This is a genomic window from Alteromonas sp. ABH4_456, assembly GCF_056160645.1.
In genome coordinates this window covers 457,215-483,202 of record NZ_JBSWXO010000001.1, presented here as the reverse complement: position 1 = coordinate 483,202, position 25,988 = coordinate 457,215, and the positions used below count along the sequence as shown (strand labels likewise).

Sequence of the window (25,988 nt, the reverse complement as noted above, 5' to 3'; positions counted from 1 at the left end):
TCGCCGCCTGATAGTGCAATGTTTCGCGGCCAAATTCGTGTAAGGTTTGTTTCATGAGTCTGGAAAGTCATTTCTGCTTACTGGCTGAATATAATCAGTGGATGAATTTAAAGGTTTATGAATCTGCTGGGCGTCTAAGCCGGGAAGATTTAACGGCAGATCGCGGTGCTTTTTTCAGATCTGTGCTGGGCACGCTTAATCATATTGTTGTCGCGGACATTATCTGGCTGAAACGATTTGCCACACACCCATCCTGTGAGTCTTTGCTGCTCGACATTGTTGACCTTCCGAAACCGGCAAGCCTTGATCACATTCTCTATGACGACTTTGAGGCATTATCTGAGCGCAGGTATTGGCTGGACGATCAGATAATCAAATGGACTGGTGCGTTGACCGCTGACGATCTGAATTTCGTGCTCAGCTATCGGAACACAAAAGGCATCGCTGCTAACAAGCGGTTTGCGAGTCTGCTTCTTCATTTCTTTAATCATCAAACCCATCACCGTGGTCAGGTATCTACTTTGCTATCGCAGGCGGGTGAGGATGTTGGGGTTACCGATTTACTTGCGCTGATCAAAGAAGAAATTTAACAGGGTTATTCTCAGGCATCCGCAAAAAGATATCTGATAAACACTATGGTCTGCAAAGCTAATCTGAATGAATTGCCAGGTGCGTTCAGAACCGGAAACTGGTAATTTGAAGCAGAGCGCGATGAATCAAAATTCACAGATGAAGGAACAAGGCAAATGCCATTCACGGAAGAAGAAAAAAGTTGTTTACTTGCAGTCAAAGGCGTAGGTCCAACAGTGCTGAAGCGCTTTGAGGAAGTTGGGCTGGATTCCTTTGAAAAACTCGCCAGCCACAATGCTTCAGAAGTCGTCGCACTGGTATCTTCCATGCTGCAATCGAGATGCTGGACGAATACTAAAGCGGTGGAGGCGGTGGATGCCGCAATCCAACAAGCAAGAACAGAAATCAGCAACTGAACGGTGTGGAAGCATGCCAGTATCAGATATCACTTTAATCACCCGGCCGCCCGACGCGAAAGCATTTGCTGTCTTGCGGGAGACTGCAGGGTGGAATAATCCTGCGGTGGCAGTCATTCAGAAGAGTATTGATAATTCATTGTTCTGGGTTTGTTTGTATTCAGAGGAAACGCTAATTGGCTGCGGGCGGCTGATTGGTGACGGGGCGATGTACTTTTACCTTCAGGATGTCATCGTGCATCCTGATTTTCAGGAACTCGGGCTCGGAGCCCGGATAATGGAATCAATAAACGGATACATTGCAGAACATTGCCAGGCCGGCTCAACAGCGGGCCTGTTAGCAGCAAAAAGAAAAGAAGGCTTTTACGCCAAATACGGCTTCACTGAGCGAAATGGTGAGCCGCTGGGACACGGAATGAGCCGTTTTATTACGGATTAAGATTTGAAAGCATCTACCCATTCAGAAACCTGAAGGAAAAGGAGAGAACAATGCTGTCAGCCGGATTTTTATTAACGTCTCTGGTCATGGTGCTGATGCCGGGCACGGGTGTGTTGTACACCGTGGCAACGGGCCTTTGCCATGGAAAAAGGGCGAGTTTCTTTGCTGCGCTGGGTTGTACGCTGGGGATTATTCCTGCGCTGCTGGCCAGTAGTTTCGGTCTGGCCGCTATTTTCCATGCCAGTGCGGTAGCTTTTTCGGTAGTGAAATATGCCGGGTGTGCTTATCTGTTGTATCTGGCCTGGCAAATGTGGCGCTCGTCCGGGCCACTGGCGGTGTCCGGTGAAGCGCAGGGTGAGGCAGGGTATGTAAGTTTCATGATAAAGGGATTTTTGCTGAATATCCTGAATCCGAAATTGTCTATTTTCTTTCTGGCATTTCTGCCTCAATTTATCACCGGCAGCGACAGTACCATTGCCGCCAGTATGTTACTTCACGGCTCCGTGTTTATGCTTATGACCTTTGCTGTTTTTCTGGTTTACGGCGGGTTATCCGGTTTATTCAGCGCCCGGGTTTTAAAGTCTGAGAAGGTGAGTGTTTTCATACAGAAATTCTTTGCCACCAGTTTTGCTGCGCTCGGGCTGAAACTGGCGTTCAGTGAGCAACGTTAAAGAAAGTGGCGTCGTCCCGTTACTGGAGTGAAGAAAATTCGTTCAACTTCGTATTTAATGCGCTTGTCGTACATTACCTTGCGCGAATATAGATTTAGTGTAACAAATAACATGATATGACCCTGGAAACTGCAACCGGATCAGGGGTAAAGTAAGCTTGTCCGCAGGGACGGATGCGTAAACTATCACACACCACATTTACCGTATCTTAATGGAGAAAAGAATGAAGCAACTGCTCAAGACCGGCCTGATGGCAGCAGTCGTGGTTACAAGCCTGACAACCGGCAGCGTTCTGGCTCAGGAAGCTGCAATGAACGAAAAACACGCGAAAGCGGCAACCAAGTACAGACATGCGCTTTACACACTGGTAGCCAGCAACATGGGGCCTTTGGGCGGCATGGCGAAAGGCGCTATCCCGTTTAATCAGGAAGTTATTGAGACCAATGCAATGCGTCTGGAACAACTGGCTGACATGATGGCAGATTACGTAAAGGTTGATACGCGCAAGTTTGATGTAGACACCGAAGCAAAAGATGAGATCTGGGAAAACTGGTCTGATTTTGAAGGCAAGATCAGCGCGCTGAAGTCTGCTGCTGCTAATTTACAGACTGTTGCTGCGGCAGGTGACGAAAGCAAATTCGCTCAGGCAATCGGTAAAGTAGGCGGTACCTGCAAGTCTTGCCACGACGATTACAAAGCTGATTAATCAATAAAAAACGGTACGGATTATCCGTAATGTTCATTTAATGGCCGCTTATAGCGGCCATTCGCGTTTTTAGACGTCGTATTCCGGCATGATATCGCAATTTACAAACCTCTGTTTGTAGAAAAATGGTTCTTTTCCTATGCTTAAGGGGGGTGATCGCCGCAGGAAAGATTTTTAGTGATTCATGAGAGGAATGCCGGTATATGGATGAGTCGTGGTTAACGGATGAAATAAGCCATGGAGGACGTTCCCGGATTTCGGACGTCCTGAATTCGCTTATTCAGAATACCGCCGCAGAGAACGCCTGTATTATTGTTGCCACAGTGGCAGAGCAGGAGCATGCAGCATCCTTACAGGGTAAAATTCTTTTCTGGCAAATGAATGACACCGCGTCATTACCCGTCGCTTGTGTACTGGAACAAACCGGCGCCTCTCCGTGTTTGCCCGTAAGCTTTAAAGATAAAACGACAAAAGCATTTTTCTCACTGGCGGTTCAGGTTGTTAAACACGACGACATTGCACTTTTTGTCGCCTGTTATTTTCCGCACCAGAAAGCATCAGACTACGATATGGCCTTTCTGGAGCTTAGTGGTGAGCGTGTGGGGTTGATTGCCGAATCGGCATCATTGCACCGTGAGGGCAGCCTGAAGTTACTTCACGACAGACTGTCGCTGTTTGATGAAGTCTCCGAGATGTCGTCTACCGGCGGCTGGGACTATGATGTACAAACCCAGCAAATACACTGGACTAATGAAACCTACCGGCTGTTCGATTTCGCCAGAGATACCCGCGTTACCCTGTACCGTATTCTTTCCTGTTTTCCCTCTGAAGCCAGACGAAAGCTGATTAAAGCCATACAGATGCTACTGGCCTCCGGAGTGAGTTATCAGTTTGAACTGCCTGTGATCACCCGCAAAAAACATAAACGTTGGGTGAAATTGTCTGGCAAGGCCAGAAAGCAGAACGGTGAAATCGTGAAGATTTTCGGCTCTGTTCAGGACATTACTGAGCACAAGCGCCTGTCGGAAACAGAACAGAATTACATCGAATACTTAAACACGATTCTGGACAGCATGAATGATGCGGTACTGACCGTTGATGAGCTGGGCACCATCATTACTGCCAACCAGACCGTTGAAATTCTCTTTGGTTACGAGCCTGAGCAGGTTATCGGTGAAGACATTTCCTATTTACTGCCTGGGCCGCCTGATGATGAGCAGATTGAGTTTGTCCGTCAGCACTTGCGGCCGGGGCTTGGCGCTATTTTTGGTAAAGAGTTGTCGGCGAAGCACCGTCAGGGCAAAACCTTTCCTATTGAAGTGTCGGTGTCTGAAGTTGAGCAGGTAAGTCAGTCGCAGTTCGTTTGCGTGATCCGCGATATTACCGAGCGTAAACAGGCGGTGGACAGCATCTATCAAATCGCCTTTTTTGATGAGGTTACCCATCTGCCTAATATCAAATCCTTCGAAAAGGATTTACGCCGTCTGATCATCGCCGCGAAAACCACTAAACGGCAAATGTACTGCTGTATGCTGGATATCGATAATTTTGCCCAGTTTAATTTGTCATTCGGCAAAGAGACCGGTGATTACATTTTGCGAATTTTCGCCGGACGTATCAAAAAAGCCATTTCCTCCCGTTTTCAGGTATACAGCGGACTGGGGGATAAATTTTATATTCTGTTTAAAGAACCCTTTGATGAGTCAAAAGATGCTGCCACCATGGATCTGATTGATTCTATAGAATGGGGCGTGCACAGTGAGTTAGGCAAAGAGTTTACCCTTCATGGTCATTCACAACTGGTATCAACCTCGCTGGCATCGACCTATGTTCACGCGCAGGATGCCAGCTATGAGAAAATTACCGGTATTCTGGATTTCGGTACGAGGCAGGCCAAGAAGCAGGGACCGGGCGGCCGTGTCACCCTGGAGCGTAACGAGTTTAATGCCTACGACAGACACAATTACATCAGTCAGAGTTTTGCTCATGCTCTGGAATACAACGAATTCTATTTAGTGCTGCAACCCCAGTACGACAAGCACGGTCGTATTTTGTCTTCTGAAGCACTGCTGCGCTGGAATGAGAAACGGCTGGGCTTCATCAGTCCCGGTGAATTCATCCCCATTGCTGAGGAAAGTGATGCCGTAGTGGATATTGGTTACTGGGTAATAAACGAAGCCTGCCGCCTGCTGTCAGAAATGAAATCTCAGGGGCTGGAAACGACCCTTTCTGTGAATATCAGTGGCAGGCATATTGCCCGTGCTGATTTTTCTGACCGGCTGCTGGAAACGATTTCAGAGTGGCAGATTAACCCGGAACAGCTGGTGCTGGAGATCACGGAAACCACACTGGTTACTACCATTGATCTGGTGCGAAAACGCATCGAGCGGTTGTCACAACTCGGCTTTGCTTTCTCCATTGACGACTTTGGTACCGGCTACTCCAGCCTGAGTTACCTTAAAGAACTACCCATTACTGAATTGAAAATCGACCGTTATTTTGTTGATGAAATCAATTTTGAAAGTGATGACGTGCCCATCGTAAATACCATCATTGAAATGGCCAGTGCCATGGGCGTGAGAACGGTAGCGGAAGGGATTGAGAACGAAATTCAGATCCAGTACCTCACCCGCCGGGGCTGCGATATCTTCCAGGGTTTTTATCTGTCCAAACCGGTGGAAGAAGAAACCTGGCGTAACCTGCTTTTTACCTGTGCAAAAGGAAAAATTGCCCGCCTTGTGAACTGATTCTCTGTCAGCACAAGGCAAAAATTTGCGACCCAAGTCTTATGCGGTTTTTTGTTGTTTTTATATTAATGTAAATCAAGTTAAAAGTTTTCATTAATGGTTACATTAATTGTACCGGAACAACATTCGCGAGGCCGTTATGTCGTACACCACAGAATATCAGAGGGCAATTGAATCACCGGAAGCATTCTGGAAAGAAAAGGCGCAGGCGCTGCCCTGGTCCCGTTTTCCTGAAACCATTTTGTCGAAAGACGACAACGACATTTATCGCTGGTTTGCTGACGGGGAAATGAATACCTGCTACATGGCGCTGGATCATCATGTTGAAAACGGCAGGGGTGACCAGCCTGCGCTTATCTATGATTCACCGGTTACGGGAAAGAAGGCAACGTATACCTACCGCAAGTTGCATGAAGAAGTCGCAAAATTCGCCTCTGTGCTGGCCGGTAAAGGTGTAGAGAAGGGCGACAGGGTTGTTATCTACATGCCGATGATCCCGCAGGCTGTCATTGCTATGCTGGCATCGGCACGACTCGGTGCTGTTCATTCGGTGGTTTTCGGAGGCTTCGCCCCCCACGAGCTGGCTGTGCGCATTGAGGATGCATCGCCTAAGGTGCTGGTGACAGCCTCCTGCGGCATTGAGGTGACGAAAGTGATCCCCTACAAGCCGCTGGTCGACGAGGCAATCAGTCTGTCGGCGCACAAACCGGATTCGGTTATTGTTTTTCAGCGTCCTGAGCAAATGGCAGAACTCAGCGCAGACGACACAGACTGGGATACCGCAATGGCAACAGCCACACCTGCGCCCTGTACAGTGGTGCAGGCAACGGATCCTCTCTATATTCTTTATACCTCGGGCACCACGGGAAAACCAAAAGGGGTTGTGCGGGATAACGGTGGTCATGCTGTCGCGCTGAAGTATTCCATGCACACTATTTACAATATGTCACCGGGTGAGGTGTTCTGGGCGGCATCGGATGTTGGCTGGGTAGTCGGACATTCCTATATCGTTTACGGACCGCTTTTGCATGGGTGTACTACGGTTGTGTATGAAGGCAAACCGGTAAAAACGCCGGATGCAGGCGCGTTCTGGCGCATGACGGAAGAATATAAAATTAAGGCGCTGTTTGCTGCCCCGACGGCGTTCCGCGCAATTCGCAAAGAAGATCCTGATGCAAAGTTAGTCGAAAAATATGACATCAGCTCACTGAAGACGATTTTCATGGCCGGGGAACGGCTCGACCCGCCCACCTATCTCTGGACCGTTGATAAAACCGGCAAACCGGTGATCGATCACTGGTGGCAAACTGAAACCGGATGGGCCATTTGTGCTAATCCCGCAGGACTTGAAGACTTACCGGTTAAACCGGGTTCCTCAACCGTTCCGGTGCCGGGCTTTAATGTGCAAGTGCTGGATCACACCGGTAAACCTTTACCGGCGGGAGAGCAGGGCGCAATTGCGATAAAGCTGCCGATGCCGCCGGGTTGTCTGCCGACTATCTGGGGTGATTGTGAACGGTTCAAACATGCCTATCTGGAAGCTTATCCGGATTATTACACCTCAGGTGACGGCGGTTTTAAAGACGACGACGGCTATGTTTTTATTATGGGGCGTACTGATGATGTGATTAATGTAGCCGGTCACCGTTTATCTACCGGTGAAATGGAAGAAATTGTGGCGGCGCATCAGGCAGTGGCAGAATGCAGTGTGATAGGCGTTCATGACAGTTTAAAAGGGCAGGTGCCGGTGGGTTTAGTGCTGCTGAAAGATGGTGTGGATATTGACGAAGACACCCTGCAACAGGAGCTGGTGGCGATGATCAGAAAGGAAATCGGTCCGCTGGCCTGTTTTCATCGTGCGGTGGTGGTGCCCCGGTTACCTAAAACCCGGTCGGGAAAAATTTTACGTAAGCTGTTACGTCAGATTGCCGCCAACCATGAAGTGGCAGTACCATCTACCATTGATGACCCGGCCAGTGTGCCGGAAATTCAGGAAATAATGCAAAAACAGGGACTGGTAAAATCATAAGCAGGGGCTGGTAAAATAATAGCGCAGCTTTAGCGCTTACTGCATGAGAGATAAAACGACAAAGCCGCCTGTGAAGGCGGCTTTGTAACATCTGGCTGTGTAGCTGAGCCAAGTAAAAGATCAGTAGTAATATTCTTCTTCTGCTGCTTCAGGCGGCGCGATTTCTACTACGTAGTACACAATGCCGGCACTGATAAGCGCGACAACAACAGCAGCCAGCAGACGTGATGACGGGATCCCGGCTTTATTGGTGCTTTTCTTTCCGTGCACCATGGCCGGTGCCAGTTTTTGCTTTTTATACACGGCATAGAAACCAATCGCTGCAATATGAAGGGCAATGACTACCAGTAGAATATTGAATACGTTATTGTGCAAATAACTCATGGTTTTCAGCGTTGAGTCTTCTACTGCGGCGCGCCAGGGACCGTCAAGGAAAATGTCGTCAGTCATGAATAATCCGCTTACCGCCTGCACGGCAACCAGTGACAGCATGATGATAACAACCCAGCCGCCCAACGGGTTGTGACCTGCGTGTGCTTCTGAGTCCCGCTTAAATAAGGAGCCGGCATAACGTAATACAGCCCGGGGACCATAAATAAACTGGCTGAACTTTGCGTAATCCGAACCGGCAATCCCCCAGATGAGCCGGAAAATAATCAGCCCGAGCGTAAAGTAGCCCAGATAGAAGTGCCATTGCATGGCGTTGTCCATCAGTTCAGCGGTGACATATTGCCCGGCCAGGGAGAAAACGAGCAACCAGTGAAACAGTCGGGTAGGAATATCCCAGATCAGCTTTTTTTCCATGTTGAATCCTTTTCTGCAGAAGCACGATTATCGTAGCGGATAAAGTACGGTTTTATATTGATGCAACACAGTGTAAATGCAGATTTTCTGCGGGTAAATTGAAATGGCATGACTGCAGATGGTTATACCATATTCTACGCTAATTACCTGTGAGCATTTGAAAATTGTCTGCGCTCAGGCAAAATGCCGGAAAACAGACTGAGAATATCCTGATATGAAAGTAGCTATTTTAGGCGCCAACGGGCGTATGGGACGTGTGCTGATTGAAGCATTACGTGAAAATGACGATGCAGATTTATCTGTTGCCACGGTCCGTGATGACTCACCGTGGGTAGGCATCGATGTTGGCGAACTCGCCGGGATCGGTACGCAGGGCATTGCCTGCAGTGCGATTTCATCACTGAACCCTGACGATGTTGATGTGGTGATTGATTTTACCTTACCGGCCGCGTTCGACAGCAATCTGGCCTGGTGCACAGAGCACAAAAAGCCGGTTGTTATTGGTACCACAGGTTTGTCGCAGGACCAGTTAAAGGCGCTGGACGAAGCAGCAAAAACAATCCCGCTGGTTTTCGCAGCGAATTACAGCGTGGGCATAAACGTCATGCTGTCGCTGGTGAAGCAGGCGGCTAAAGCACTGGGCAATACAGCAGATATTGAGATCCTCGAAGCACATCACCGCTTTAAGCAGGATGCACCATCAGGCACGGCTATGGCCATCGGTGAAGCGATTGCGGATACTTTAGGGCGAAACTTGCAAGAATGTGCTGTTTACGGTCGTGAAGGGAAAGAACCGCCCCGTGAACATCAAACTATCGGTTTTGCCACCGTAAGGGCCGGTGATATTGTGGGAGAACACACCGCGTTGTTTGCTGATCTGGGCGAGCGTCTGGAAATTACACACAAGGCATCCAGTCGTTTAACCTTCGCCAAAGGCGCAGTACATGCGGCTTTGTGGCTGTCGGGTAAGCAAAATGGACGATATGGCATGAATGATGTCATTGGACTGGCGTAATTATTCATCAGATAAATAGGCTTTTCTGAGGTTAGACGCTGAAAAATCAGTTAATGAGGTGTTTTTCATATTTTTCTAAATTTGAATTAGACCTTTGCTGATAACTCCTATATAATACTTGGAATTTGCCAAAATTTAGCGTTCCGGCCTGTCCGGGTCGCGTTTTATTAGCTGCAAAGTATCGTAAACGGGAAGTAAAATTATTGTTACCTCCCGTTTTTTGTGGGGTTTATTCATGCCACTGAATAAACCGTCGGTTATCCTTAATCTGGAGGTTGACTTGGCTAATTCTGCCCTTTTGGTGTTAGAGGATGGTTCAGTTTTTAAAGGTACGGCAATTGGTGCCACTGGTTCTGCCGTTGGGGAAGTTGTTTTTAATACTTCCATGACAGGCTATCAGGAAATCATCACCGACCCGTCATACGCTGAACAAATCATTACACTTACTTACCCCCATATCGGTAATACCGGTACCAATTCTGAAGACGTCGAAGCAGACAAAATCTGGTCTAAAGGTCTAATCATTCGTGACCTTCCCCTCGTAGCCAGTAATTTTCGAAACCAACAAACATTATCTGAATACCTCGAAGCCAAAGGCGTGGTAGGTATTGCGGATATCGATACCCGTCGTTTAACACGTATCCTTCGTGACAAAGGTGCGCAGAACGGTTGTATCATCTGCGGTGACGATTTAGATGAAGCCAAAGCATTAGACGCTGCTAAGGGGTTCCCGGGCTTAAAAGGCATGGACTTGGCCAAAGTAGTTAGCACTAAGGAAGTGAAAACCTGGACCAAAGGCACGTGGGTGCTGGGTGAAGGTTATGTAACGCCAGCTGAAGCGAAATACCATGTTGTTGCATACGACTACGGCGTGAAGAACAACATCTTACGTATGTTGGCTGACCGTGGCTGTAAAGTGACACTGGTGCCGGCGCAAACGCCTGCTGCTGACGTACTGGCTCTGAATCCGGATGGTGTGTTTTTATCAAATGGCCCCGGCGACCCTGAGCCGTGTGACTACGCCATTGAAGCGATTAAAACCATTCTTGAAAAAGACATTCCGGTATTCGGTATCTGTCTGGGGCATCAGCTGCTGGCACTGGCCAGCGGTGCAAAAACGGTGAAAATGAAGTTTGGTCACCACGGTGCCAACCACCCGGTTAAAGACCTTAAGAAAGGCACAGTGATGATCACCAGTCAGAACCACGGTTTTGCTGTGGATGAATCCTCTCTGCCAGATAATCTTGAAGTCACACACGTCTCATTGTTCGATAAATCGCTGCAGGGTATTCATCGTACCGACAAGCCAGCGTTCAGCTTCCAGGGCCACCCTGAAGCGAGTCCTGGTCCGCACGAAGCTGCAGACCTGTTCGATCATTTCATCGAACTCATTGAACAAGCGAAACAGTAGGAATTAGCCGCAATGCCAAAACGTACCGACATAAAAAGTATTCTGATTCTGGGTGCCGGCCCTATCGTTATCGGCCAGGCCTGTGAATTTGACTATTCCGGCGCACAAGCCTGTAAGGCACTGCGCGAAGAGGGTTACCGCGTCATTCTGGTAAACTCTAACCCTGCGACTATCATGACTGACCCTGAAATGGCTGATGCAACCTACATCGAGCCGATTCACTGGGAAGTGGTACGCAAAATCATCGAAAAAGAACGTCCTGATGTGGTACTGCCTACCATGGGCGGCCAGACTGCACTGAACTGTGCGCTGGATCTTGAGCGTGAAGGCGTACTGAAAGAGTTCAATGTAGAACTGATTGGTGCAACGGCAGACGCTATCGATAAAGCGGAAGACCGTGAGCGCTTCGATCAAGCGATGAAATCTATCGGTCTGGAATGCCCTCGTGCTGAAATTGCTCACTCTATGGAGCAGGCCCACGATGTACTCAGCCGCATTGGTTTCCCTTGTATCATCCGTCCGTCGTTCACCATGGGTGGAACAGGTGGTGGTATTGCGTACAACATTGACGAGTTCAATGAAATCTGTACCCGCGGTCTTGACCTTTCTCCTACCAATGAACTGCTTATCGACGAGTCGCTGATTGGCTGGAAAGAGTACGAGATGGAAGTGGTTCGCGATAAAAACGATAACTGCATTATCGTTTGTACTATCGAAAACTTCGATGCCATGGGTGTTCACACCGGTGACTCTATCACTGTTGCACCGGCACAAACGCTGACCGACAAAGAATTCCAGATTATGCGTAACGCGGCCATGGCCGTACTGCGCGAAATTGGTGTTGAAACCGGAGGGTCAAACGTACAGTTCGGTGTGGATCCGAAGACTGGCCGTATGGTTATCATCGAGATGAACCCGCGCGTATCACGTTCTTCAGCATTGGCATCAAAAGCAACCGGCTTCCCGATTGCGAAAGTGGCTGCCAAGCTGGCTGTGGGGTATACCCTGGACGAACTGGCTAACGATATTACCGGTGGTCTGACGCCGGCCTCTTTCGAGCCGTCTATCGACTACGTTGTGACTAAGATTCCCCGCTTTAACTTCGAAAAATTTGCCGGTGCGAACGACCGTCTGACCACACAGATGAAGTCTGTGGGTGAAGTGATGGCGATTGGCCGTAATCAGCAAGAATCATTGCAAAAAGCATTACGTGGTCTGGAAGTGGGCGCTACGGGTCTGAACCCGATTCTGGACCCGCAGGACGACGAAGCCATGAGCAAACTGAAGTACGAACTTCAGAATCCCGGCGCTGAGCGTATCTGGTACATCGGTGATGCTTTCCGTATGGGGATGAGCGTTGACGAAGTGTTCTCTTACACCAACGTTGACCGCTGGTATCTGGTACAGCTAGAAGAACTGATTAAACTGGAAAACCAGGTGGCAGAGCAGGGTGTAAGCGCGCTGACTGAAGATTTCACCCGCGCGCTGAAGCGTAAAGGTTTCTCTGATGCCCGTCTGGCTGAGCTGACTAACGTTGCGGAAAGCGATATCCGCGACATCCGCCGTGGCTTCGGTATCTCTCCGGTGTATAAGCGTGTTGACACCTGTGCTGCTGAATTCTCAACCAGCACCGCGTACATGTACTCCACATACGACGAAGAATGTGAAGCTGCACCGACGGATAAAGATAAAATCATGGTACTGGGCGGTGGTCCTAACCGTATCGGTCAGGGTATCGAATTCGATTACTGCTGTGTGCACGCTGCGCTGTCTATGCGTGAAGACGGCTACGAGACCATCATGGTTAACTGTAACCCTGAAACGGTTTCTACCGACTACGACACATCAGATCGTCTGTACTTCGAACCGGTAACGTTAGAAGACGTGCTGGAAATCGTTGCAAAAGAACAGCCTAAAGGTGTGATTGTTCAGTACGGTGGTCAGACACCACTGAAACTGGCCCGTGCCCTTGAAGCGAACGGTGTACCAATTATCGGTACGTCTCCGGAAGCTATTGACCGTGCAGAAGACCGTGAGCGCTTCCAGCACATGGTGAACAAGCTGGGTCTTAAGCAGCCGGCTAACGCAACGGTTACCAACATTGAACAGGCTCTGGCCCGTGCAGAAGAAATCGGCTTCCCGCTGGTTGTTCGTCCTTCATACGTTCTGGGTGGGCGTGCGATGGAAATCGTGTACGACCTGAAAGATCTGAAACGTTACCTGAACGAAGCGGTTAAAGTGTCTAACGACGCCCCTGTACTGCTGGACCGTTTTCTTGACGACGCGATTGAAGTCGACATCGACGCTATCTGTGACGGCACTGAAGTGGTTATCGGCGGCATCATGGAGCATATTGAACAAGCCGGTGTTCACTCTGGTGACTCTGCCTGTTCACTACCTTCACACTCTCTGCCAAAAGATATTCAGGACACCATGCGTAAGCAGGTTCGTGATATGGCGTTAGAGCTGGGTGTTGTGGGTCTGATGAATACACAGTTTGCTGTCAAAGACGGCGAAGTTTACCTGATTGAAGTGAACCCCCGAGCTGCCCGTACCGTACCTTTCGTATCTAAAGCGACAGGTGTACCGCTGGCGAAGGTTGCTGCCCGCTGTATGGCCGGTCAGTCACTGCAGTCTCAGGGTGTGACGGAAGAAATCATTCCGCCGTTCTACTCTGTAAAAGAAGTGGTACTGCCATTTGCTAAGTTCCAGGGTGTTGACCCGCTGTTAGGCCCTGAAATGCGCTCTACCGGTGAGGTTATGGGTGTGGGTGATACCTTCGAAGAAGCGTATGCTAAAGCCAACCTGGGTGCCAGTGCGCCGCTGCCAAGAGAAGGCAAAGCGTTACTGTCTGTACGTAACAATGACAAAGCCCGTGTTGTCGACCTTGCCAAAGCAATGATCGAAGCCGGCTTTAAGATTGAAGCGACCAGCGGTACTGCGAAGAGCCTGATTGATGCGGGTGTTGAATGTACTGTAGTAAATAAGGTGTCTGAAGGACGTCCTAACATCGTTGATTCAATTAAAAACGGTGAATACAGCTATATCATCAACACCACGGAAGGCCGCCAGGCAATCACGGATTCTGTATACATTCGACGTGAAGCGTTAGTGAATAAAATCACTTACACCACAACAATGAATGCAGCATTCGCTACGATTCGTGCAAAATCTGCTGATGACCGTAACAAGGTTTCATCAGTGCAGGAACTGCATGCCCGTATTAATGCCTGATGACAGTTGTGTGAAATTGCGCTATTCTGCGCAATCAATATTTTAGAAAAGTGCGCCGGTTGGCGCACTTTTTTTAACTCAGCGATCAAAAGGTCAGCAGACCAGTCAAAATAAGTGAGAAACACCATGAGTCAGTATCCGATGACCGCTCGTGGCGCAGAGTTATTGCGCAAAGAATTAAATGAATTAAAAACAGTGACCCGCCCGCGAATTATCGCTTCTATTGCTGAAGCACGTGAGCACGGCGACCTGAAAGAGAATGCCGAGTATCATGCTGCGCGCGAAGAGCAGAGTTTCTGTGAAGGTCGTATTCAGGACATCGAAGGAAAGTTATCTAACGCGCAAATCATCGATGTTACCAAAATGGATAATACCGGTAAGGTCATTTTTGGTACTACAGTTACCATTATGAATCTGGAAACTGATGCTGAAACCACTTACCGCATCGTGGGTGATGATGAAGCTGATATCAAAAATAACCTGATTTCAGTGAATTCTCCTATCGCCCGTGGTCTTATCGGTAAAGAACTGGATGATGTGGTAAATATCCAGACACCGGCAGGCACTGTCGAGTTTGAAATCACCGAAGTGGAATATATCTGATATTGATGGCGGAAAGTCTCTGGCTTTCCGCTTCCTTTAACCAACGCCCTCAGCGGATAAAGCCGCAACGGCAAATGATGTGTAGTACGGTACCGTTCGTGAAACATTCATTATTACTTTTAGTCCTGATATTACTCAGTGGCTGCTCACGGATGGTAGCAGAGCGCATCGAATCACCCGCGCAATTAATTCACTACGAACAGGCCACACTGGACCAGATGTATGCCCAATGGGGCGTGGTTGAGAAGCAGTGGTGTAGTGAGCGCTCATCCTATTGTATTCCTTATAAAGATGGCGGTGCTGTTACCCGTCAGCTTCCCAGTATGTCTTTTACCGTATCGCGGGATTTTGGTAACCAGTTCAGCTTTTTGAAGGAAGTGACGATTACTCCCCGTGATGTCGGGCAATTTTCCGGCACCGTTGTTTTACTTCACGGTTACGGCGCAAAAAAAGAAAGCTGGATGAGTACCGGTTTCTATTTTCAGGCATTGGGATTCCGCGTCATTGAACCTGATTTAATGGGGCAGGGCGAGTCCTCTGCACCACTGGGGTTTGGTGTGCGTGATGCAGACTTACTTGCCGAGTTTATCGACCACACCGTGGATATCACTGAAGAGCCTGTTTATCTCGTTGGTCACTCCATGGGCGCTTTAGCTGCGGTGAAAACAGCCAGAAAGCTGGAGTCCGTGGCCGGACTGGTATTACTGGCCCCTATGGACCGGTTTGACCGCGCTACCATTGGTGTCGCCCATACATTTAAACCCCGTTTAAGCAAGCTGGTACCAGATTCATCTATTCGTGCCGGCGCAGAACTGGCGCTGAAACGGGCAGGGCTCTCTGTTGAGCAGACAGATATGTTTGCAGATTTACCTGCGCTGAATGTGCCTATTCTCACCTACGGTTCAGATCAGGATCTCGTTAGTAACATTCGCCGTGTCAACGGCTGGTCAAAGCTGGCAAACGTTACCCGAATCGTAAACGATGACGAAACGCATATGTCAGTCATCGGGATCAGCGATACCGAACATCAGGTGTTGATGAACTGGCTGGAGCATGCGGGTAATCACCGGCCTGCACTGTCTGCTGCACGCATCGCTCAGTAAAACTGTCGTTTATTCTCTTTCTGTGCAGGCTTTCCCTGCCTGCACTCGTCGTCTTTTCTTCATTTAAAAAGCCTTTTTACGCTTTATTTACGATATAATGCATCGATGTGGCGCAAATGGAGATGCAGAACAAATAATTACGGAAAAATAAAAGGTTTATGCCGGTGTGGAAATCACACCTTACTATGAGTTTTCTGATAAACGACGTTGTCTCAGGACTGCAGGGTTTATGAGAGAGTTTCATCCTTTTGCGCACTGGTAAGGAAGTATTGCTTTAGATGTCTGCCAGACGGAGAACCAGTCGTGCGCGACACCATCCGTATAATTATAAGTTTGTCTTTCCTGATTTCAGGAAGCGTTAATGCGTTGTCTTACACCAGTCTTGACAGTTGTCTTGCCAGTGCTGTGGACTGTAAAAATGAAACCCGTCAGTTACTGAAAAATACTGCTGCCGGAAGCCGGGACTGGTACATGTTGATGTACTACAACCTGTCTGCACGGTGGGATTTGGATAACCTGTCTCTGACCCGTCAGGAACTCAGCGGTTATGCTGACATGACGGATGCCCCTGATGTCTTCAAAATTGTGGTTTACACCATTTATGCCAAGAAGCTGTTAAGTAGCGGTGAGACAGAGCAGGGAACAGAATACGCTCATCTTGCCCGCGATTTAATTATGCGTTCGGCAGAGTATGCCCCTGATCCACGGCGTCTTGCAGAACTCATTATTCTTCACAACTACCTCAAAGATTATGACGCTGCCAGCGAGCTGGCTGACTGGGCGGTAAGGCGTACTGAAAATATTCGTAATCCTGATGCTAAAGCGCCTTTGCATATGGCAATCGCACACGTAGCATTATTTATAAAGGATTACGACAAAGCACTGCAATTCTACGGCTATGTGGCCGAAGCGCATGAGCATAAGAATGAGCCGCTACAGCTTTCTAATGCTTACAGTAGTCTGGGTGTTGTCTATCTGCACAAAGAAGAATATAAGCAGGCCCGATATTATTTGAAGCAGGCGGGTCATGCCCTTGACCAGGCGCTGGGTACGTATGAAACGGGCGATAAAACTTATATCCGGCTGAGACTGGCGGAATTGGACTTTATCGAAGATAAGAAAGAGGCTGCTATCGCCGCGCTGACTAAGATAGATCCCGGTAAAGTGCATAAACATCATATGCCACTTTACCGGAAATTACAGACACAAGCCGGTCAGTCTCCGCCGCCGATGGAAATGCGCTGAGGCTTTTTCGCTTCCGGGATAAGACGTTGTAAATCAATATGCAGCAGGCCGAGTTCCATATCGGCCGCAATCACTTTTACGTTGTCACCCAACTGGAACTTACGTTCAAAACCCCGCTCAGAAATGCCCTTGTGCAGGAACTTGCGCTCTGCCTGTTTAGGGTCTGCCAGCTTTTTACCGGCAATCCGTAAGGTATTGTCCTGCACTTCCACAATCACGTCCTGCTGACTGAAACCCGCTACAGCCATGGTGATGCGGTACTTAAACTCGTCAATCAGTTCAATGTTGTACGGCGGATAGCTGCTCTGCTTTTCTGCGCGGTTTGCAGCTTCAATTAATGTAGCCAGATGGTCTGAGCCGATAAAAGAGCGGTAAAGGGGAGTTAAGTCGATAGTAGGCATACCTGTCCTGTTAAGCAAAAGGCGTGAGTTCCCGTAACGGGCAACATAAAAGGCCGGCCTCTTATTTAAGCACCAGCCTGTAAAGGTTTGATTATGTCAGAAAGCGGCACCGGCGGCGAGTGGGATAGTTGCCGCTGGTATGGAGGGTTACATCGCGAGGGATTTGACGATTTGTCCGTCTTTGACCACCAGGCCTACATCTTCCATCAGCGCCATATCATCAAGAGGGTTGCCTTTTACTGCAATGACGTCGGCTTTCCGGCCCGCTTCAATGCTGCCAAGTGATTCCTGTTGTTTCAGTAATGTCGCCGAATTAATGGTGGCAGCCTGAATGGCCTGCATGGGTGTCATACCCCAGGTCACCATGCGGGCGAACTGTTTGCCATTGTCCCCGTGAGGGTAAACACCGGCATCCGAACCGAATACCATGTTGACGCCGGCCTTCACCGCCTTACGGAAATTTTCCCGTTGTTTGGTGCCTACAATGCGTTCTTTTGCGAGGCTTTCCGGCAGAATACCTGCCTTTTCACCTTCTCCGAGAATGTATTCTGTGACGTACACGTCCATGGAAAAGTACGTGCCGTGCTTTTTCGCCAGTTCGATGGCTTCATCATCCAGCAAACTGACATGTTCTACAGAGTCCACACCGGAACGGATTGCCGCTTTTATGCCGCTGGTGCCGTGAGCGTGCGTGGCCACGGTGAGGCCGCGTAAATGGGCTTCTTCAATCAGTGCCTGCATTTCTTCTTCGGTGTACTGCCGGGCACCGACTTTTGTACCTTTAGATAAAACACCACCGGTGGCGCAGAACTTAATAACGGTAGCGCCGTATTTGATGTTTTCACGTACTTTCTTGCGTACTTCCCACGGACCATCAGCAACGCCTTCGCTTTTATCGTGATAGCCATAGGGGAGAAGATTATTGTCGCAATGACCTCCGGTCACACCCAGTGAAGGGCCGGCCACAAACATGCGCGGTCCCTGAACATCACCGTCATTGATGGCATCACGCAGCGCCACATCGGTAAAACCCGGTGCGCCAACGTTCCTGACAGTGGTGAAACCCGCCATCAGCGTATCTTTAGCATGCTTTACACCCGTGATAGCAGCACGGGGAACGGAAACAGACAGTGATGAGTAACCGTGTTTCGTGGGGTCGCTGGTCAGATGAACGTGCATGTCCATCAAACCCGGCATTAATGTGTAATCACCCAGCGCCATGACTTCAGCATTGTCCGGTATGGCAATTTTTTTGCTGTGGCCGGCCTGAACAATCACATCATCTTCGATAATCACCACGGCGGATTCGATAACCTTACCGGCTTTCACATCGACCATGCGATCTGCGGTAATAACAAGGGGATTAGCCAGCGTAAATAAACTGGTAAGCGCCAGCGAACCGGCCATCATGTATGTGTGTATTCTTTTGATTTTCATTGGCATTTCCGGAACTGTCCTGTCAACAGCCATACTTTACCCGATCAGCGGGAAATTTGGCTGACAATCATCGCAAAAAAGAGGAAGAAGAACGCGTACTTGTGCCTCAGAAAAGCACTAGCACGCTGCTAGAAGGGTTAATGTGTGCGTCTGAGATACAGCGCAACACAAAGCAGTAGACCGCTGACAAACCATACCGGTATATCTCCGGCTCGGTTGTAGGGGGTAAGACCATGTTTAGCTGCGACGTCAGACACCAGGCTGCCAGCTTCAAACTGTGGAAGAACAGAGGTCACATCGCCCTTTTCATTAATAAACGCGGTAATACCATTGTTGGTTGCCCGCAGTACCGGCCGGCCGGTTTCAACTGCCCGCATACGGGCAATATCCAGATGTTGTGCCGGACCGTGGGAGTGACCAAACCAGGCGTCATTACTTACCGTGATGATCATGTCTGTATCGCTGTGAACATTGGCCGAAACCTGACGGGGAAAAGCTATTTCGAAGCAAATTGCCGGTGCCAGGCGGATCCCGTTGGCTATCAGGTTTGTTTGTTCAAAGTCTCCGCGGGAAAATGAAGACATAGGTAAATCAAACAACGGGGCCAGCGGTCTTAAAATGTCTTCAAAAGGCACAAATTCACCGATGGGAAGCAGGTGATGCTTGGCATACCGGTTGGCATGGAAATAATGGTAACGGGCCTGCGTATCGTCCGGTGTTTTGCGGCCAAGCACCAGTAGATTATTCCATGCTTCTTCAGACTCCCAGTTGTAATTAACAATGCCGGTAATGAGTGCCGTGTCAGTGCTTACCGCCTGGCGGTCCATGGCTTGCAGAAAGTCTGTCGCCATCAGTTCCAGTTTGGGGACAGCAGCTTCAGGCCATATCACCAGATCGTTGTCCCACAACGGCGTGGTTAAACCACGGTATTTTTCCATGGTGGGAATATCCTGCTCCGGTACCCAGCGCAGTGACTGGGCAATATTTCCCTGTACCATGGCAACAGAGTGTACGCCGGCAGTTTCCACCCAGTTAACTTTCTTCAGCAGCCAGCCTGATACCAGGCTAACTGTAAAAATAACCGCTATCGCCGGCCATTGGGTTCTGACTTTGAATACTGCCAGTGCTGCTGCGAGGGCAATAATAATCGCTGTAATGCCGGTTTCACCGGCTACCGGCGCCCAGCCTGCCAGCGGACTGTTGATTTGGCTGTAGCCCACCGATAACCAGGGGAATCCACTCAGCATCCAGCTTCTCAGCCATTCAGCAACGACCCAGAGAAATGGCAGGGCAAGCGGCCATAACCTGGCAGGAAACCAGCGTCTTGCAGCCCAGAGCCCAATGGCAGGATACAATGCAAGATACCCGCACAGGATGAGCATGAGTCCTACTGACAACACCACAGGCAAGCCGCCAAAATCAGCAATACTGACATGCACCCAGCTGATGCCGGCACCAAACCAGCCCAGACCGAATAACCAGCCGGTTAAGAAGGGATGTTGCGTTTTTACCAGTTGGCGGATCGCCAGGGCCAGCGCCACGAACGTGACAGGCCAGAGCGAAAACGGGGCATAGGCAAAGGTTAAACTGGCACCGCTAAACAGTGCCAACAGATAGGGAATAAACGCTTTCAGGGGAGATTACTCCATGGAGGGTACGGTAACCTTGAGCTGCACCAGACGGCGCTTGTCGGAGTTGGTAATTTTGAAGTGAATATCGCTGACGGTAATTTCGTCACCGGTTTCCGGCATGTGCCCGAATGCTTTCAGGACAATACCGCCAATCGTATCCGCTTCTTCTTCATCGAATGTGGTTTTGAAAAACTCATTGAAGTCATCCACCGGCGTTAATGCTTTAACGGTATAGGTAGATTTATTCAGTGGTTTAATGTCGTCTGTACCGTTTTCGTCGATGTCATACTCATCTTCAATTTCACCGACAATCAGTTCCAGAATGTCTTCAATGGTAACCAGGCCGGATACACCACCATATTCGTCCACAACAATAGCCATGTGGTAGCGTTGCTGGCGGAATTCTTTGAGCAGTACGTCCACCCGTTTACTTTCCGGCACAATGACCGCCGGACGAAGTACATCTTTTAACTCGAAGGCCTTATCCGGACTGAATGCATAGCTGAGCAGATCTTTTGCCAGTAATATGCCTTCGATATGGTCTTTGTCTTCGCTGATAACAGGAAAGCGGGAGTGGGCTGTGTCCAGAATTTTAGGCAGAAACTCTTCTACCTTCTGGTCGATATCAATAGTAGTCATTTGCGTTCTGGGGATCATGATATCCCGTACGCGCATTTCGTTGACACCGATAACGCCTTCAATCATTTCTCTGGTCTGGGGGTCAATCAGTTCCCGTTGTTCGGCTTCTGTAATAACGCCAACCAGATCTTCCTTACTTCTCGGCTCGCCGGAAAATGTCAGTCTTAATTTATCTAACCAACTTTTGTTCGTCGAGCCGTTGGTAGAGTGAGGGCTGTCTTCGCTCATAATCGTCTTTTGTAGTGTGTGAAATATAAAAGTTAAAGATCCCGGTAAGGATCGTCAATGGATAATTGCGCTAAAATCTCAATTTCCAGAGATTCCATTTCTTCGGCTTCATCATCATCGATGTGGTCGTAGCCTATCAGATGCAGAATACCGTGCACCACCATGTGGGCATAATGGTTGGCTACCGGCTTATGCTGCTCTTTCGCTTCACGGCTGATAACCGGCGCACAAATGACCAGGTCACCGAGCAGATTCAGCGGTACACCCGGCGGGCATTCAAAGGGAAATGACAGTACGTTGGTCGGCTTATCTTTACCGCGGTAATCTCTGTTGAGGGCTTGTGATTCTTCTTCATCTACAAAGCGGATGGTCAGTTCTTTGTCGCTGATATCCAGTAGAGAGAAGATAGTGTTAGCCCAGAGAGAAAGTTGAACTTCTGTTGGAATGTGCGCCGAAACGGAGTCCTCCGGCGCATAAGCTTGCTGAAAATCGATGACTGCCGTCACGGCTTGTCCTTACTGTCGTCACCGGCATTTTGCTGCTTTTCCTGTTCGGCGGCAGCACGTTTTGCCTGACGGATTTTTTCCTGCTCACCATCAAACTTCTCATAAGCCTGTACGATTCTGGCCACCACAGGGTGACGCACAACGTCTTCAGCTTTAAAGAAGTTAAATGAAATGTCAGATACACCTTCCAGTACTTCAATACTGTTTCTCAGCCCTGAACGCACGCCACGGGGCAGGTCGACCTGGGTGATGTCACCGGTGATCACCGCCTTGGAATTAAAACCAATACGGGTTAAGAACATTTTCATTTGTTCAGTGGTGGTATTCTGGCTTTCATCCAGAATGATAAACGCATCGTTCAGTGTACGGCCACGCATATAAGCCAGCGGGGCAACTTCGATTACGTTGCGTTCCATCAGTTTTTCTACCTTTTCGAAGCCAAGCATTTCAAACAGGGCATCGTAAAGGGGACGCAGATACGGGTCGACTTTCTGGGATAAATCACCCGGCAGGAAACCCAGTTTTTCACCGGCTTCAACAGCAGGGCGGGTAAGCAGAATACGGCGTACTTCCTGACGTTCAAGGGCATCAACTGCACAGGCCACAGCCAGATAGGTTTTACCCGTACCGGCAGGACCGATACCGAACGTAATATCATGATTAACCACGTTGGCAACGTATTGTGCCTGGTTCGGATTACGGGGCTTAATGACACCCCGTTTGGTTTTGATATTAACTTCTTTGCCGTAAACCGTTGATTCACTGCGCTCAGGGAAGCGTGCTTCCTGAATGGCCAGGTGTACCTGCTCTGGTTCCAGTTGCGGGATAAGGCCTTTAACAGGCTGAGTTTCGATATACAGTAACTTGAGCAGCTCTGCTACACCGTTGGCCTGAAGGGCCTCGCCTGACACTTTAAAGGCGTTATTACGGTAACTGATTTCTACACCAAGCCTGCGTTCGATTTGTTTGATGTTGTCATCAAACGGGCCGCACAGGCTGGACAGACGTTTATTGTCAGCAGGTTCTAATATGACTTCGTTGCTTACCAGAGTACTCAAGTTATGCTATTCCTCGCTTATTCATCAATTTAAACGGCAGGGACAAACTGACCCACGCCCAGTGCATCAGGCGCTTCCCCGTGACGCTTTGCTGTAATAGATTGGGGCGAAACTGCTACACGCAAGCCCATATCCTTTTCGCGGCGAACCACATCTCCACGCAGTGAATTGGTAAAGACGTCTGTAATTTTCACATCCACGAATTCGCCAATCATGTCCGGTGAACCTTCAAAGTTCACTACACGGTTATTTTCAGTACGGCCGGACAGCTCCATCGGGTTCTTTTTCGACGGGCCTTCTACCAGAATCCGCTGCTCCGTGCCTACCATATGACGGGCAATGCGTAATGCCTGCTGGGTGATGCGTTGCTGCAACAGGTGCAGGCGCTGCTTCTTCACATCTTCGCTGACATCATCCACGGCATCAGCAGCAGGCGTACCCGGACGTGCGCTGTAGATGAAACTGAAGCTCAGGTCATAATCGATGGCCTGAATCAGATCCATGGTCGCCTCAAAATCTGCATCGGTTTCACCCGGATAGCCGATGATGAAGTCTGAAGACATGCAAATGTCAGGACGTACTTTCTTCAGCTTGCGGATTTTCGATTTGTATTCCAGTGCCGTGTGACCACGTTTCATCATGTTGAGAATACGGTCGGAACCGCTCTGAACAGGCAGGTGAAGGTGGTTTACCAGCTCGGGAATTGTCTCGTACGCGGCGATAATGTCATCGGTGAACTCCACCGGATGTGACGTGGTGTAACGGATACGGTCAATGCCGTCGATGGCAGCGACCATTTCCAGAAGTTCGGCAAAGCGGCAAATGGTGCCATCATGATGCTCGCCACGGAATGCGTTTACGTTCTGGCCTAACAGGTTCACTTCCCGTACGCCCTGTTCAGCTAACTGCGCGATTTCCAGAATCACGTCATCAACCGGACGGCTGACTTCTTCACCACGGGTGTAGGGTACAACGCAGAATGTGCAGTACTTGGAACAGCCTTCCATAATCGAAACGAAAGCCGTGGGACCTTCTGCACGGGGTTCAGGCAGTGAATCAAACTTTTCAATTTCAGGGAAACTGACATCCACTACGGAACCGGCACCGCCCTGAAGTTGCTTAATCATTTCCGGTAAACGGTGCAGGGTTTGCGGACCGAATACCAGATCTACGAACGGTGCGCGCTGACGGATATGGTCGCCTTCCTGTGAGGCGACACAGCCACCCACGCCGATAATGAGTTCGGGTTTGTCTTTTTTCAGATTTTTCCAGCGGCCTAACTGGTGAAACACCTTTTCCTGTGCTTTTTCACGGATAGAACAAGTGTTCAGCAGGATCACGTCCGCCTCTTCTGCTTCCTGCGCAAGCGAATAACCGTGGGTAGAATCCAGCAGATCTGCCATTTTCTCCGAGTCATACTCGTTCATCTGACAGCCCCAGGTTTTGATATACAGCTTTTTGGTCATATTCACGTCACGATTTCAGGTGTTGCGGCATTAAAAACCACGGGCTAAACCCGTAAAACAGCCGGCTAGTGTTCAAAATAGCCGCGTATTTTACCTGTTGAGAAGCTGTTTGCCCAGTGGTTCCTTAAATCTGTTCCGCAGTTTAATACTGTTTAGTATAGCTTGCTGATCTATAGCAACAGTATGACATTGGCTTCATGGTAGTCGCTGCCGGTTTAGGTCATAATGCGCTATCGCTTCAGGAGATGTTATGTACGATTTTTGTATCAATGGTGGTGGAATGGTTGGCGCAGCGCTGGCATCAGGGCTGGCGCAGCAGGGATATAAAATTGCCATCATTGAAACGGTGCAGCCGCAGGCATTTCAACACGGTCAGCCGCCGGATCTGCGTTTGTCTGCTATCAGCCTGACGTCGGTGGATTTATTACGGGCGCTGGGGGCATGGGAGCACATTGAAGCCATGCGGGTGCGGCCCTACGATACCTTGTCTGTGTGGGAAAATCCGGATATGGCCACCCGCTTCAATGCACAAAGTATCGGCCAGACTCAACTGGGATATTTTGTTGAGAACCGTCTTATCCAGTTAGGCTGTCACCGTGTTCTGGCGGATTTGCCGGTGGACTGGATAACGCAAACCAGTTTGCAGTCTTATGAGGTTGATGAATCCACGGCCATCACACGGGTCATACTGGAAAACGGTGAAAGTTTACAATGCCGTTACCTTATCGGGGCTGATGGTGCCCGCAGCCGTGTGAGAGCGCTGGCGCAAATAGGTTCCACTGGCTGGCAGTACGGCCAGCAGGCAATGGGCATTATTATCGAAGGTGCAGATGCTTTTGAGGGTGAAACCTGGCAGCAGTTTTATCCTTCCGGACCCAGAGCATTGCTTCCCATGTACGGCCAGTTTGCTTCGTTAATTTGGTACGACAGCGGCGAACGTATAAAGCAATTGCAAGGCATGAACGACAAAGCGTTAACAGAGGAAATTCTTAGTCATTTTCCCCGTCTTTTACCTGAATTCCGTATCGTCAGTAAGGCCGGTTTTGTGCTCACGCGTTCACATGCTTCAGACTATGTGCGGCCGGGCGTTATATTAGCCGGAGATGCAGCGCATACAATTAATCCGCTGGCAGGGCAGGGCGTGAATCTCGGCTTTAAAGATGTATCGGTTTTACTGGCTCTGACCGGCGACTGCAAACCTCAAAGTGATGAGTTTTACCACAGACTGAAAACAGAATATGAACGCCCGAGAATGAAAGACAACGCCCTGATGATGTCGGCGATGGACGGCTTTTACCTCTTGTTTAGTAATAAAATACCCCCAGTTAAGTGGTTAAGAAACCTGATGCTGAAAGGTGCGGATATGGCCGGGCCGGTGAAAGATCAGGTATTGAAGTATGCAATGGGGATGGACGAATGGAAGTTCTGATCTTACTGGGTGTGTTATTTCTGGCGCTGTTTATTATTGTGCCGTTAATTGAACGCTCCAAAATGCGGGTGAGTCCGGAAACAGCAAGCAAAATCAGCCGCTGGATTTGGCCGCTGGTGATGATTTCTCTGGTTATTCAGCTAATAAGAATGATGATGCAGGGCTGACAGCAAGGCTGCTCAGCGATGTTAAAATAACAA

General features: G+C 49.2%; 23 protein-coding genes. 15 read left to right on the top strand and 8 right to left on the bottom strand.

All coding sequences use genetic code 11. From position 1 onward, the window contains the following. Positions 1–53 precede the first annotated feature (53 nt). From ACXAG2_RS02225 to ACXAG2_RS02195, 7 genes are all read left to right on the top strand, one after another. Entirely contained in the window at positions 54–590 is a 537-nt protein-coding gene (locus ACXAG2_RS02225) for a DinB family protein (RefSeq protein WP_474864247.1), read from the top strand. Positions 591–746: 156 nt separating this feature from the next. After that, positions 747–986: a helix-hairpin-helix domain-containing protein gene (locus tag ACXAG2_RS02220; protein ID WP_474864245.1), complete on the top strand. Its 240-nt coding sequence runs from the start codon at positions 747–749 to the stop codon at positions 984–986. Between the two features lie 13 nt (positions 987–999). Then, positions 1,000–1,425 carry a GNAT family N-acetyltransferase gene (locus ACXAG2_RS02215; RefSeq protein ID WP_474864243.1) on the top strand — a complete coding sequence of 142 codons (426 nt, stop codon included), beginning with the start codon at positions 1,000–1,002 and terminating at the stop codon, positions 1,423–1,425. A gap of 50 nt (positions 1,426–1,475) precedes the next feature. Further along, entirely contained in the window at positions 1,476–2,096 is a 621-nt protein-coding gene (locus ACXAG2_RS02210; RefSeq protein WP_474864242.1) for a LysE family translocator, read from the top strand. 223 nt (positions 2,097–2,319) lie between these two features. Continuing rightward, complete coding sequence (locus ACXAG2_RS02205; protein ID WP_349587535.1) at positions 2,320–2,802, top strand: c-type cytochrome; 483 nt, start codon at positions 2,320–2,322, stop codon at positions 2,800–2,802. Between the two features lie 203 nt (positions 2,803–3,005). Then, positions 3,006–5,549 (top strand): putative bifunctional diguanylate cyclase/phosphodiesterase, encoded by a 2,544-nt coding sequence (locus ACXAG2_RS02200; protein WP_474864239.1) that lies wholly within the window; start codon positions 3,006–3,008, stop codon positions 5,547–5,549. Positions 5,550–5,688: 139 nt separating this feature from the next. Continuing rightward, entirely contained in the window at positions 5,689–7,578 is a 1,890-nt protein-coding gene (locus tag ACXAG2_RS02195; protein ID WP_474864238.1) for a propionyl-CoA synthetase, read from the top strand. Positions 7,579–7,698: 120 nt separating this feature from the next. Here ACXAG2_RS02195 and ACXAG2_RS02190 read toward each other — a convergent pair whose 3' ends face one another. Next, the gene (locus tag ACXAG2_RS02190) at positions 7,699–8,382 is read right to left on the bottom strand and encodes a cytochrome b/b6 domain-containing protein (RefSeq protein WP_474864236.1); all 684 of its coding nucleotides are present in this window, start codon (positions 8,380–8,382) and stop codon (positions 7,699–7,701) included. Between the two features lie 214 nt (positions 8,383–8,596). Here ACXAG2_RS02190 and dapB point away from each other — a divergent pair, with 214 nt between their 5' ends. The 6 genes from dapB (at position 8,597) to ACXAG2_RS02160 (ending at position 16,993) form a co-directional block, all read left to right on the top strand. Beyond that, on the top strand, positions 8,597–9,397 hold the full coding sequence (gene dapB, locus ACXAG2_RS02185) for a 4-hydroxy-tetrahydrodipicolinate reductase (RefSeq protein ID WP_474864234.1): 801 nt from the start codon (positions 8,597–8,599) through the stop codon (positions 9,395–9,397). Between the two features lie 280 nt (positions 9,398–9,677). Then, positions 9,678–10,808 (top strand): glutamine-hydrolyzing carbamoyl-phosphate synthase small subunit, encoded by a 1,131-nt coding sequence (carA, locus tag ACXAG2_RS02180; RefSeq protein WP_474864454.1) that lies wholly within the window; start codon positions 9,678–9,680, stop codon positions 10,806–10,808. Positions 10,809–10,820: 12 nt separating this feature from the next. Beyond that, positions 10,821–14,042: a carbamoyl-phosphate synthase large subunit gene (gene carB, locus ACXAG2_RS02175; protein ID WP_474864233.1), complete on the top strand. Its 3,222-nt coding sequence runs from the start codon at positions 10,821–10,823 to the stop codon at positions 14,040–14,042. A 126-nt stretch (positions 14,043–14,168) separates the two neighbouring features. Further along, positions 14,169–14,645 (top strand): transcription elongation factor GreA, encoded by a 477-nt coding sequence (gene greA, locus ACXAG2_RS02170; protein WP_119501775.1) that lies wholly within the window; start codon positions 14,169–14,171, stop codon positions 14,643–14,645. Between the two features lie 98 nt (positions 14,646–14,743). Then, a complete protein-coding gene (locus ACXAG2_RS02165; protein WP_474864231.1) occupies positions 14,744–15,748 on the top strand; it encodes an alpha/beta hydrolase in 1,005 nt (334 codons plus the stop codon). 303 nt (positions 15,749–16,051) lie between these two features. Then, complete coding sequence (locus ACXAG2_RS02160) at positions 16,052–16,993, top strand: tetratricopeptide repeat protein (protein WP_474864229.1); 942 nt, start codon at positions 16,052–16,054, stop codon at positions 16,991–16,993. Here the strand turns inward: ACXAG2_RS02160 and ACXAG2_RS02155 are convergent. The 7 genes from ACXAG2_RS02155 to miaB form a co-directional block, all read right to left on the bottom strand. Then, complete coding sequence (locus tag ACXAG2_RS02155) at positions 16,963–17,394, bottom strand: Hsp20 family protein (protein ID WP_349587512.1); 432 nt, start codon at positions 17,392–17,394, stop codon at positions 16,963–16,965. The genes ACXAG2_RS02160 and ACXAG2_RS02155 overlap by 31 nt on opposite strands. A gap of 147 nt (positions 17,395–17,541) precedes the next feature. Beyond that, positions 17,542–18,804 (bottom strand): Xaa-Pro dipeptidase, encoded by a 1,263-nt coding sequence (locus ACXAG2_RS02150; protein WP_474864452.1) that lies wholly within the window; start codon positions 18,802–18,804, stop codon positions 17,542–17,544. 164 nt (positions 18,805–18,968) lie between these two features. Next, complete coding sequence (lnt, locus tag ACXAG2_RS02145; RefSeq protein ID WP_474864450.1) at positions 18,969–20,435, bottom strand: apolipoprotein N-acyltransferase; 1,467 nt, start codon at positions 20,433–20,435, stop codon at positions 18,969–18,971. A 36-nt stretch (positions 20,436–20,471) separates the two neighbouring features. Then, positions 20,472–21,329, bottom strand: a complete 858-nt coding sequence (locus tag ACXAG2_RS02140; RefSeq protein ID WP_474864228.1) for an HlyC/CorC family transporter — start codon at positions 21,327–21,329, stop codon at positions 20,472–20,474. 32 nt (positions 21,330–21,361) lie between these two features. Continuing rightward, positions 21,362–21,775, bottom strand: coding sequence for an rRNA maturation RNase YbeY (gene ybeY / locus ACXAG2_RS02135; RefSeq protein ID WP_474864449.1), 414 nt, complete (start codon positions 21,773–21,775; stop codon positions 21,362–21,364). A 56-nt stretch (positions 21,776–21,831) separates the two neighbouring features. Beyond that, a complete protein-coding gene (locus ACXAG2_RS02130) occupies positions 21,832–22,893 on the bottom strand; it encodes a PhoH family protein (RefSeq protein WP_119501767.1) in 1,062 nt (353 codons plus the stop codon). Between the two features lie 29 nt (positions 22,894–22,922). Continuing rightward, entirely contained in the window at positions 22,923–24,359 is a 1,437-nt protein-coding gene (miaB, locus tag ACXAG2_RS02125) for a tRNA (N6-isopentenyl adenosine(37)-C2)-methylthiotransferase MiaB (RefSeq protein WP_303575582.1), read from the bottom strand. A 250-nt stretch (positions 24,360–24,609) separates the two neighbouring features. Between miaB and ACXAG2_RS02120 the strand changes: the two genes are divergently transcribed. Together ACXAG2_RS02120 and ACXAG2_RS02115 are read left to right on the top strand one after the other, a co-directional pair. Then, on the top strand, positions 24,610–25,788 hold the full coding sequence (locus tag ACXAG2_RS02120) for an FAD-dependent monooxygenase (protein WP_474864226.1): 1,179 nt from the start codon (positions 24,610–24,612) through the stop codon (positions 25,786–25,788). Next, complete coding sequence (locus ACXAG2_RS02115) at positions 25,776–25,955, top strand: hypothetical protein (protein WP_119501764.1); 180 nt, start codon at positions 25,776–25,778, stop codon at positions 25,953–25,955. The genes ACXAG2_RS02120 and ACXAG2_RS02115 overlap by 13 nt, the downstream gene beginning before the upstream one ends. Positions 25,956–25,988 lie beyond the last annotated feature (33 nt).

Excerpts from the sequence above, each read along its gene's own strand:
- ACXAG2_RS02225 (WP_474864247.1), top strand. The coding sequence starts at position 54 with ATGAGTCTGGAAAGTCATTTCTGCTTACTGGCTGAATATAATCAGTGG.
- ACXAG2_RS02220 (WP_474864245.1), top strand. The coding sequence starts at position 747 with ATGCCATTCACGGAAGAAGAAAAAAGTTGTTTACTTGCAGTCAAAGGC.
- ACXAG2_RS02215 (WP_474864243.1), top strand. The coding sequence starts at position 1,000 with ATGCCAGTATCAGATATCACTTTAATCACCCGGCCGCCCGACGCGAAA.
- ACXAG2_RS02210 (WP_474864242.1), top strand. The coding sequence starts at position 1,476 with ATGCTGTCAGCCGGATTTTTATTAACGTCTCTGGTCATGGTGCTGATG.
- ACXAG2_RS02205 (WP_349587535.1), top strand. The coding sequence starts at position 2,320 with ATGAAGCAACTGCTCAAGACCGGCCTGATGGCAGCAGTCGTGGTTACA.
- ACXAG2_RS02200 (WP_474864239.1), top strand. The coding sequence starts at position 3,006 with ATGGATGAGTCGTGGTTAACGGATGAAATAAGCCATGGAGGACGTTCC.
- ACXAG2_RS02195 (WP_474864238.1), top strand. The coding sequence starts at position 5,689 with ATGTCGTACACCACAGAATATCAGAGGGCAATTGAATCACCGGAAGCA.
- ACXAG2_RS02190 (WP_474864236.1), bottom strand. The coding sequence starts at position 8,382 with ATGGAAAAAAAGCTGATCTGGGATATTCCTACCCGACTGTTTCACTGG.
- dapB (WP_474864234.1), top strand. The coding sequence starts at position 8,597 with ATGAAAGTAGCTATTTTAGGCGCCAACGGGCGTATGGGACGTGTGCTG.
- carB (WP_474864233.1), top strand. The coding sequence starts at position 10,821 with ATGCCAAAACGTACCGACATAAAAAGTATTCTGATTCTGGGTGCCGGC.
- greA (WP_119501775.1), top strand. The coding sequence starts at position 14,169 with ATGAGTCAGTATCCGATGACCGCTCGTGGCGCAGAGTTATTGCGCAAA.
- ACXAG2_RS02155 (WP_349587512.1), bottom strand. The coding sequence starts at position 17,394 with ATGCCTACTATCGACTTAACTCCCCTTTACCGCTCTTTTATCGGCTCA.
- ACXAG2_RS02150 (WP_474864452.1), bottom strand. The coding sequence starts at position 18,804 with ATGATGGCCGGTTCGCTGGCGCTTACCAGTTTATTTACGCTGGCTAAT.
- ACXAG2_RS02140 (WP_474864228.1), bottom strand. The coding sequence starts at position 21,329 with ATGAGCGAAGACAGCCCTCACTCTACCAACGGCTCGACGAACAAAAGT.
- miaB (WP_303575582.1), bottom strand. The coding sequence starts at position 24,359 with ATGACCAAAAAGCTGTATATCAAAACCTGGGGCTGTCAGATGAACGAG.
- ACXAG2_RS02120 (WP_474864226.1), top strand. The coding sequence starts at position 24,610 with ATGTACGATTTTTGTATCAATGGTGGTGGAATGGTTGGCGCAGCGCTG.
- ACXAG2_RS02115 (WP_119501764.1), top strand. The coding sequence starts at position 25,776 with ATGGAAGTTCTGATCTTACTGGGTGTGTTATTTCTGGCGCTGTTTATT.